Origin of the sequence: Bacteroides sp. CAG:633 (assembly GCF_000435115.1) — a bacterium.
Classification (GTDB): Bacteria; Bacteroidota; Bacteroidia; order Bacteroidales; family Bacteroidaceae; genus Bacteroides; species Bacteroides ndongoniae.
Map to the genome: position 1 here is coordinate 27,178 of NZ_FR883074.1, position 7,170 is coordinate 34,347.

General features: G+C 50.0%; 7 protein-coding genes and 1 pseudogene. 2 read left to right on the plus strand and 6 right to left on the minus strand.

The window, feature by feature from the left end; genetic code table 11:
• From QVP67_RS08540 to QVP67_RS08555, 4 genes are all read right to left on the minus strand, one after another.
• Positions 1–574: UDP-3-O-acyl-N-acetylglucosamine deacetylase (locus QVP67_RS08540; RefSeq protein ID WP_288180047.1), on the minus strand; the 574-nt coding region annotated here is incomplete at its 3' end.
• A gap of 3 nt (positions 575–577) precedes the next feature.
• Entirely contained in the window at positions 578–1,618 is a 1,041-nt protein-coding gene (lpxD, locus tag QVP67_RS08545; protein WP_022163152.1) for a UDP-3-O-(3-hydroxymyristoyl)glucosamine N-acyltransferase, read from the minus strand.
• An 85-nt stretch (positions 1,619–1,703) separates the two neighbouring features.
• On the minus strand, positions 1,704–2,933 hold the full coding sequence (locus QVP67_RS08550; protein ID WP_022163153.1) for an HD domain-containing protein: 1,230 nt from the start codon (positions 2,931–2,933) through the stop codon (positions 1,704–1,706).
• A gap of 215 nt (positions 2,934–3,148) precedes the next feature.
• Positions 3,149–3,631 carry a DUF6078 family protein gene (locus QVP67_RS08555; protein ID WP_022163154.1) on the minus strand — a complete coding sequence of 161 codons (483 nt, stop codon included), beginning with the start codon at positions 3,629–3,631 and terminating at the stop codon, positions 3,149–3,151.
• 197 nt (positions 3,632–3,828) lie between these two features.
• Between QVP67_RS08555 and QVP67_RS08560 the strand changes: the two genes are divergently transcribed.
• Both QVP67_RS08560 and QVP67_RS08565 read left to right on the plus strand, forming a co-directional pair.
• Positions 3,829–4,362 carry a cyclophilin-like fold protein gene (locus QVP67_RS08560; protein ID WP_022163156.1) on the plus strand — a complete coding sequence of 178 codons (534 nt, stop codon included), beginning with the start codon at positions 3,829–3,831 and terminating at the stop codon, positions 4,360–4,362.
• A 145-nt stretch (positions 4,363–4,507) separates the two neighbouring features.
• Positions 4,508–5,473, plus strand: coding sequence for an alpha/beta hydrolase (locus QVP67_RS08565; protein WP_441293835.1), 966 nt, complete (start codon positions 4,508–4,510; stop codon positions 5,471–5,473).
• A 107-nt stretch (positions 5,474–5,580) separates the two neighbouring features.
• Here the strand turns inward: QVP67_RS08565 and pyrF are convergent, their stop codons facing one another.
• Both pyrF and QVP67_RS08575 read right to left on the minus strand, forming a co-directional pair.
• Positions 5,581–6,408 (minus strand): orotidine-5'-phosphate decarboxylase, encoded by an 828-nt coding sequence (pyrF, locus tag QVP67_RS08570; RefSeq protein WP_022163158.1) that lies wholly within the window; start codon positions 6,406–6,408, stop codon positions 5,581–5,583.
• A gap of 251 nt (positions 6,409–6,659) precedes the next feature.
• A pseudogene (locus tag QVP67_RS08575) lies at positions 6,660–7,170 on the minus strand (peptide chain release factor-like protein); the annotation flags it as partial.

Consider the following 7,170-nt stretch of genomic DNA (forward strand, 5'->3'; position numbering starts at 1 on the left):
AGACAAAAGTACGGCTGGCAGCCACTTCGTCTTTGAATTTGGCCATGTCTTCGAGGGTGGCAAACTGGTTGGGAAGGATGTTCGAGTCGTATGAAACCAGTACGTTCAGACTGAAGTTTTCGTCCGGTAATACGATGATGGACGAACCGGTGGTTTCATCGCGGAATTCAATCTTGGATTTGATGATATAGAAATCCTTCACGGCGTTTTGTTCGACGGTGCCGACCCGTTCTATTTCGTTGACGTAGTATTGCGAACTGCCGTCCAGAATCGGAAATTCAGGACCGTTCACTTGTATCAGACAGTTGTCTATCCCCAATGCGTAGAGGGCTGCCATACCATGTTCGATGGTGCTGACTTTTACTCCGTTTTTGGAAAGTACAGTACCACGTGTGGTCTCTGTTACGTTGTCGGCTACAGCATCAATAACGGGTTGTCCTTCCATGTCGATGCGTTGGATTTTGTACCCGTGATTGTCTGGGGCCGGATTGAAAGTAACAGTCAGGTCAAGTCCCGTATGAAGTCCTTTTCCGCTGAGCGAAAAACTGTCTTTCAGAGTCTTTTGTTTCAACATGAGTTACTTATTTAATTGTTGTTTCAATTCATTGAGTTCTTTGCGGAGTGCATTCAGTTCGAAATACATATCCGGCAGTTTGCGGAATACAGCCTGTGCCTTGAAGTAAGGTTTCAGTTCCATGGGAGGCGTACCTATCAGTCGGCTACCGTCTTTCAGGTTGCCGGGGACACCCGACTGGGCACCTAAATCTACCTTATTGCCGATATGAATGTGTCCGGCAATTCCTACCTGTCCGCCGAACATACACCATTCACCTACCTTGGTGGAGCCGGCGATGCCTACTTGGGCTGCCATAACGGTGTGCGATCCGATCTCGTCGTTGTGGGCTATCTGAACCAGATTGTCGAGCTTTACGCCACGGTGTACGATTGTTGCTCCCATCGTGGCACGGTCTACACAGGTATTAGCGCCAATTTCTACGTCGTCTTCCAGGATAGTGATACCGATTTGTGGTATTTTTTCATAACCTTCGGAAGTCGGTGCAAAACCGAAGCCGTCGGCTCCGATGACGCAACCTGCGTGCAAGATGCAGCGATTGCCTACCCGGCAGTCGTGATAGACTGTGACGTTGGGATAGAGGATACAGTCACTGCCTACCTTGGCTCCGGCACTGACGGTAGCATGCGGATGGACGGCGGTGTTGTCTCCAATTTCTACGTGGTCGCCTATGTAGGCAAAGGACCCGATATAGACGTTTTGTCCGACTTTGGCAGTGGGAGCCACGTAGGCTAGTGAGTCGATTCCTGTCAGTTTGGGCTTGCTCTGTTCGTAGAGTGTAAGCAGCTTGGCAAGGCTCTCGTAGGCATTATCTACCTTTATCAGAGTGGCTTTGATGTCATGCTCGGGTACGAAGTCTTTGTTCACCAGAATGATACTGGCTTTCGATTCGTAGATGTAAGGGGTGTACTTGGGATTGGATAAAAAAGAAATGGCTCCCGGTATACCTTCTTCAATTTTGGCAAAGGTATGTACGGTTGCGTTTTCGTCTCCTACAATTTCTCCCTGTATGTAGGCAGCTATTTGTTTGGCTGAAAATTCCATGTTTTCTTCTTGCTAAATGGTTTTCAAAACACAAATAACGGACTTTTTTTTTATATTTCCTTGTCCTTGGGTGAATATTTTATACTTACTTATGTGCCCGAATGTAGCAAAGGTAGTATTTTTTTACCTTTTTCGAGAGCAGGGAAATGTTGAGCATATCCGAAGCTTCGGCAATGTTTTTGATGGTGCCGTCCTTATAAACAATGTCGATGCTGTCATCGGCCGGGTCGTACATGTTTTTTTCGATGCCTGGCGTCGAGATGAAATAGGTGGCTTCTTCGGACGTCACTCCCAACATTTCGCTGATCTGTCGGGTCAGTTCGGCTTTCCGCTCTTCGGTAGCCGGTTCGGATGATATTTCTACCTTGAACAGGCGGCGGTTTACCATGCCTGCACTGAGGGTAGACAGCACTTTATCCGGATGGTTGCACCATACTTTCAGTGATGTCCAGATGTCGTTGTCGTCCAGTTGGATGAAGTTTTCCAAACATTCGGGCCGACTGTAGAAGATGTCGCGGTTGATGTCGTTGTAAAGGAAGAAGCGCAGCGCGGGCGAAGCAAATACTTCGATGCCTTTGGCAGCCAGTTCCTTGGCACGCAGCAGTGCGGCAATGAGCATTCGCTCGTAGGCCACGGATGCCTTATGCAGATATACCTGCCAGTACATCAGGCGGCGTGCCATGAGAAAGTTTTCGATGGAGTAGATGCCTTTCTCCTCGACGACCAGGTGGTCGTCCTTTACATCGAGCATCTTGATGATGCGGGCTGAACCGATGTTGCCCTCGGTTACGCCTGTGTAAAAACTGTCGCGTCGCAGGTAGTCCAGGCGGTCCATGTCGAGCTGACCGCTGACCAGCTGGTGGAGGAAACGTTTGGGATACTCGTCCTTGAATATCTGGATGGCCAGTGTGAGCTGTCCGTTCATTTCGTGGTTGATGCGTTCCATCAGCAGCAGGGAGATGTCTTCGTGCGAGACACCACGGACGATGGTGTCTTCCAGCACATGCGAGAAGGGGCCGTGGCCGATGTCGTGCATCAGGATGGCTGCCTTGACGGCTTCGGCTTCGCTGTCGAAGATGAAGTTTCCCTTGGCCGTCAGGTGCTGGATGGCTTCGGTCATCAGGTAGTAGGCTCCGAGTGAATGCTGGAAGCGCGTGTGCTGTGCGCCGGGGTAAACCACGGACGAGAGGCCGAGCTGGCGGATGCGTGTCAGGCGTTGTAGCAAGGGGTGGCACACGAGGTCGTAGAGCAACCCCTTGGGTATGTTGATGAATCCGAAGACGGGATCATTGATGATTTTGCGTTCGTAGCTCATGATTAATTCTGCTTTTTTGCAAAGTTATTTTTTTTATCGGAGACAGCAAATGCGGACAGGGGCATGCTGCCGTTTAGTTTTTCTCGGTTCAGTAGCTTTAAACTCCCGGTTTAGTAGCTTTAAACTCTCAGTTTAATAGCTTTAAACTGTCAGTTTATTAGTAGTAAACTGTCAGTTTATTACGGATAAACTGGAATAAACTGCTTACCTTTTTATTACCAGTATACTGTTTCGATGTAGCTGTCGAAGACTGGGACTGTATTCAGCCCGGCCTGTCGGAATACGTTGGCTATGGCCTGTTGCTCATGGGGTGTGATGAGCCGTTCGCCTTTGCGGCTTTGGAAATAATAGCTTCGGCAGGAAAAGCAGGCCATGATACCTCGTCGCATGTCCGCTTCCAGCCGGTGTGGAATGTCGTCGAACAGTTTCGTCATGCCTCGTGCAAAGCGTACGGGCGTATTGTCGCGATAGTATTCGCATCCTTCCTTGGCTGCTGCCTGCCAGGCAGGGTGGACGATGCGGATAGAACCGGGCTTACCGGCTGTTCCGGCTTTAGGTAACTGGCGGTAGGCTATGGCACGCAGGCAGTGCTGTGCACGGGGACATATCTCGTCGGAGGCGGGGCAATAGGTGTAGTCTTTGGGAAAGTTTTCCATATCCGGCGTTGAAGTGGCGATGGGATTGCTCTTGTTATTCATAGTCCGATGTCATTTTTTTAATGTTTATGGTCAAAGGTAAAATATTTTATGCAGATAAGCAAGCAGATGATAAAAAAGGATGCAGAAGAAAACCGTACTTCACAAACCGTAATCCCTGTCATTTCTTCCGTAATCCGTATACAAACACCCGACATGGCTTGCCGTATCTTTGCATCTGAATACTAATGCGTAAAGCCATGAAGAAAAAGATGTATCTGATGATTCCCTTCCTGCTGTTGCTTCCTTGGACAACGGCAGCGTGCAGCGATGAACCTGAACTGGACACTACCCCTGTAATGCCCGAACAGCCGAGCTTGCCGGGAGGGGAAGAATCGGACAATGAAAATGGAGGAGAAAATATGGAAACTCGTACAATCAGATTGAAAATCAGCGGGAAAACTTTTACCGCAACGCTGGTCGATAATTCTTCGACCCAGGCTTTGAAGGCATTGCTTGCCAAAGGTGACCTTACCATTCGGATGGAAGACTATGCACGGATGGAGAAAGTAGGACCGATAGGCACCACCTTGCCGCGCAACGATGAACAGATTTCGACCGGACCGGGCGACCTGATTCTGTATCAGGGACGCTATTTCGTCATCTATTACGGACGCAACAGTTACTCGCTTACCCGCCTCGGAAAGATTGACAATGTGACGGAAAGTGAATTGAAAGCAGCTTTGGGCGACGGTGATGTCACTGTCACACTTTCTTTGGGTGAAAGCAACTGAATGGATAATATAAAATAGGTATATCGATATGATGAACGGACAGAAAAAACTTTCGTGTCTGCTGGCGGCATTTCTGCTGGCAGGACTTACCACAGTAAGTGCGGAAACCGCTACAGATAAGTGTAACTTTTCAAATGGAAATGATATGGAAAAACTGGAACTGACTAATGAGTGGGATAAAGTGTTCCCACAGAGCGACAAAGTGAATCATAGCAAAGTGACCTTCCACAACCGTTACGGCGTCACGCTTGCGGCCGACCTCTATGTGCCGAAGAACGCTACGGGTAAGCTGGCTGCCATTGCTGTTAGCGGACCTTTCGGAGCCGTGAAGGAGCAGTCGTCCGGCCTCTATGCACAGACGCTGGCCGAGCGTGGCTTTCTGACTATCGCTTTCGACCCCTCTTTTACAGGCGAGAGTGGCGGCCAACCTCGCTATGTGGCTTCGCCCGACATCAATACGGAAGACTTCTGTGCGGCAGTGGACTATCTGTCAACCCGCGACGATGTGGATCCTGAACGTATCGGCATCCTTGGCATCTGTGGTTGGGGAGGCATGGCATTGAACGCCGCAGCCATCGATACACGTATCAAGGCGACGGTCACTTCGACCATGTACGACATGAGCCGCGTGAATGCCAACGGTTACTTCGACTCGATGGACGCTGATCAGCGATACGAACTCCGTCGTCAGCTTAACGCACAGCGCACAGTCGATTACCGCAATGGTTCGTACGAACGTGCCGGTGGTGTGGTTGACCCACTGCCAGCTGATGCCCCTCAGTTTGTGAAAGACTATTATGCATACTACAAAACGCCGCGTGGCTACCACAAGCGTTCGCTCAACTCAAACGACGGATGGAACAAGACTTCTTCGCTGTCGTTTATCAATATGCCCATCCTGACCTACAGCAACGAGATACGTAGTGCTGTCCTGATGATTCACGGTGAGAAGGCTCATTCGTGCTATTTCAGTCGGGATGCGTTCAAGAAACTGACAGGCGATAATAAGGAACTTCTCATCATCCCCGGTGCCAATCACACCGACTTGTACGACAATCTGAAGGTGATTCCTTTCGACAAGATTGAGAGTTTCTTCAGGGAGTATCTGTAATTCTTTAGTAGACAAGGGACAAGTTAACAAGGCCACAAGGATATTTTTCCTTGCAGTTTATAACCTTGTTAACTTATCCCTTGTTAACTTGTCAACTTGTCCACTCATCAACTAAGAATAGCCTTCAGCTGTTCGGCCATCTGTGCCTGCACTTCCTGTGCGGCCTTGCGGCTGGCGGCGGCGAAGTTCTCCGTCTTGTCCACGTAGATGATGCCACGGCTGGAGTTGACGATGAGTCCGCATTCCTTCGTCATGCCATACTTGCACACTTCTTCCAGCGATCCGCCCTGAGCACCTACACCCGGTACGAGCAGGAAGTGATTGGGAACGACTTTGCGGATATCCTCGAACATGCGGCCTTGTGTAGCACCTACCACGTACATCATGTTCTCGTCGTTAGCCCATTCCTGGCTCTTGCGAAGTACTTTTTCGAACAGACGTTCGCCATCCTTATCTTCCGTCAGCTGGAAGTCGTGCGAACCTTTGTTGCTGGTCAGCGCCAACAGGATGACCCACTTGCCTTCGTACGTCAGGAACGGTGTCACGCTGTCTTCGCCCATGTAAGGAGCTACGGTCACGGAGTCGATGTCCAGTTCTTCGAAGAAGGTACGGGCATACATGGCCGACGTGTTACCAATATCGCCACGTTTGGCATCGGCGATGATGAACTGGTCGGGATAGTTCTGCTTGATGTAGTTCACCGTCTTTTCGAAAGCGATCCATCCCTTCACGCCCATGCTCTCGTAGAAAGCCAGGTTGGGTTTGTAGGCGATGCAAAGATCGGCAGTAGCGTCGATAATGGCTTTGTTGAAAGCAAAGATGGGGTCTTCTTCTTTCAGCAGATGTTCGGGAATTTTCTTGATGTCCGTGTCGAGTCCTACGCAGAGGAACGACTGTTTCTTCTTGATGTTTTCAAAGAGTTGTTGCTTGTTCATGTCTTTTTATAGTTATGAGCTACAAGCTACGAGCTACAAGTGTCGTAGTGTTGTTGCTCAGGTTTATTTATAGTTACGAGCTACAAGCTACGAGCTACGAGTATGTAGCGTGCGGCTTTGCAGCTCTTGGTTATTGTTAGAGTTTTACACATGATGACGGAACTCGTAGCCCGTAGCTTGTAGCCCGTCACTCGTAGCTTGTAGCTTGTAGCCCGTAGCTCGTCACTCGTAGCTCATCACTCGTAGCTGCCTTACAGCTCGCTTTCCTTCAACCGTTCCGCATTTTCGGCCACGATGAGGTGGTCGATGCAGTCCTGTATGTCGCCGTCCATGAAGGCGGCCAGGTTGTAGATGGTGTAGTTGATGCGATGGTCGGTGATGCGTCACTGCGGGAAGTTGTCGGTGATGCGTCCCTGCGGGTAGTTGTAGGTACGTATCTTGGCCGAGCGGTCGCCTGTGGAGACCATTGTCTTACGCTTGGAGGCGATGTCGTCGATGTACTTCTGGTGCTCCTTGTCGTAGATGAAAGTACGCAGACGCGAGAGGGCACGTTCCTTGTTCTTGGGCTGGTCGCGCGTTTCGGTACACTCGATAAGGATTTCCTCTACTACGCCCGTGTTGGGGTTCTTCCAGTTGTAGCGCAGGCGTACGCCCGATTCTACCTTGTTCACGTTCTGACCGCCGGCACCGCCGCTTCGGAAGGTGTCCCACTTGATTTCGCCTTCGTTGATGACTACGTCGAACTCTTCGGCTTCGGGCAGT